This is a genomic window from Kitasatospora sp. NPDC050463 (assembly GCF_040655255.1).
GTDB lineage: Bacteria > Actinomycetota > Actinomycetes > Streptomycetales > Streptomycetaceae > Kitasatospora.
On record NZ_JBFAJO010000105.1, the window covers coordinates 20362 to 22213 of the forward strand.

General features: G+C 73.2%; 2 protein-coding genes. Both read right to left on the minus strand.

Features of this window, described 5'->3' with window-relative positions:
- Window positions 1–196: 196 nt before the first annotated feature.
- Complete coding sequence (locus AB0J08_RS37490) at window positions 197–1450, minus strand: MFS transporter (protein ID WP_360643263.1); 1254 nt, start codon at window positions 1448–1450, stop codon at window positions 197–199.
- 147 nt (window positions 1451–1597) lie between these two features.
- On the minus strand, window positions 1598–1852 hold a 255-nt coding region (locus tag AB0J08_RS37495), incomplete at its 5' end, for a hypothetical protein (RefSeq protein ID WP_360643266.1).

Sequence of the window (1852 nt, forward strand, 5' to 3'; positions counted from 1 at the left end):
CGGATGGTCTCTTCTGTGGGGTGGGGGGGGGGCCGCGGGGGGGCGCCGGGGGGGGGGCCTCCCGTCGGGAGGCCCCTCTGCCGTGCCCCCACTCGGCGCCCTCGTCATGGTGCGCTTTCCGCGGGTGGGGTCGGGTTGATCGTCGGCCGGGTGCGGGGCCGTGCCGGGTCGTGGATCGGGTGGTGGACGGTGTGCTTCAGTCGCTGCTGTCGCGGTGGCGGGTGAGTGCGCCCGCGGTGGTGAGCAGGACGAGTAGGACAGCGGCGAACCATGTCATGGCGGTGGTCATGGTGGTGTAGAGGGTGGCGATGCCGAGGCCGATCGCGGGCACGGCCAGGCCCAGGTAGGAGATGAGGAAGAGCCCGGCGAGGTCTTCGCCGCGTTTGCCCGGCGCGGCCATGGCGATGACGGCGCCGACCACGGACTTGAACAGCACTCCGGCGCCGATGCCGGCCACGATGCCGGCCACCAGGAACACGGGGAGGCTGGCGGTGCGTATGCCGACGGCCAGTGCTGTCACCCCTGTGGCCTGGGCGAACAGGCCGATGTTCCTGCGTACTCTGGCATCGAGGCGGCCGGTGAGTGACTGGGCCGCCGCGGCGGCACCGAATACGGTGAACACGGTCAGCCCGGCGAGTGCGCGGGAGGGGTGGTGCAGGGTGTGGCCGACGAATCCGGGGGCCAGTGAGGTGAACAGGCCGAAGACCGCGAAGGACGCGAAGCCCGCGGCCGCGGCGGCCAGGTACCCGGCCGGGTCGCCATGGCCGGTGGCGACGCGCTGCGGGCGGTACTTCGGCCTGACGGGCTGCTGCTGGATTGTCTCGGGGGTGAGTGCGACCGCGGCGACGCTGATCAGCAGCAGGGCGCCGAAGACGAGGTAGGGCAGGCGCAGCGGCGCGCCGAGGTACTGGGCGAGGAGGCCGGCGACGAGCGGGCCGAAGCCGAGGCCGCCGATGTTGGCCGCGGTGGAGACGATCTCGAAGCGCTGTGAGGACGCGCCGGGGCGGTGCGCGCTGTGCAGTTCGTGCAGGTGCGCGGTGGCGGTCGCGGTGAGCAGGCCGACACCGAGGCCGGTGACCAGCCTGGCGAGGAGGAGGACCGGCAGGGCCGGTTCGGTGAGGAACAGTGCGGCGGCGACCAGTTCGAGCGTCAACGCCGTGATCAGGACCTTCCGTCGGCCGGTCCGGTCCGAGACGTGCCCGGCCAGCAACAGGCTGGTCAGTACACCGATGGCGTAGACGGCGAAGACGATCGTGACCGTGAACGTGGAGAGGCCCTCGCGTGCCTGGTACAGGGGGTACAGCGGCGTCGGGACGGTGGAGAACGCCATGGCCGTGACGAACACCGAGGCGATCATCCAGAACCCGGCCCCGTACCTGCGGGCCGAGTGCCGGGTGTCGCCGCTCTCGGCGGGTGCCCGGCGAGCGGGCCGCGGTCGGGACAACGACATGGGACTGCTCCGATTTCGTCAAGGTCGTCGGCCGGCGTCCGGGATCGACGCCGGGCGTGGGGGGCGGTCGCCGCCCCGGGCCCATCAGCCCGGGGCGGCGGCGACGCGATCCCGGCCGCGATCGGCGGCCGGAGGTCCACGGGAGGATCAGGCCAGCTGGCCGTGGGCCCGGGCCCACGTGACCTCGGCCCCGGCGCCCTCGCCGCCGGTGGCCTCCGCCTGGGCGCGGCCCACCGACTCCATGACGGCGGCGTAGCCCGGGCTGACACTCGCGTAGATGCCGCCCCAGTGCGCCCAGTCCTCGCGTGCCCAGGTCTTCTGCAGCTCGGCCGCCACGCCGAGGACGTCCACGACCTTGACGCCGGCCCGGCTCAGGCGCTCGATCGAGATCCGCTGAGCCTC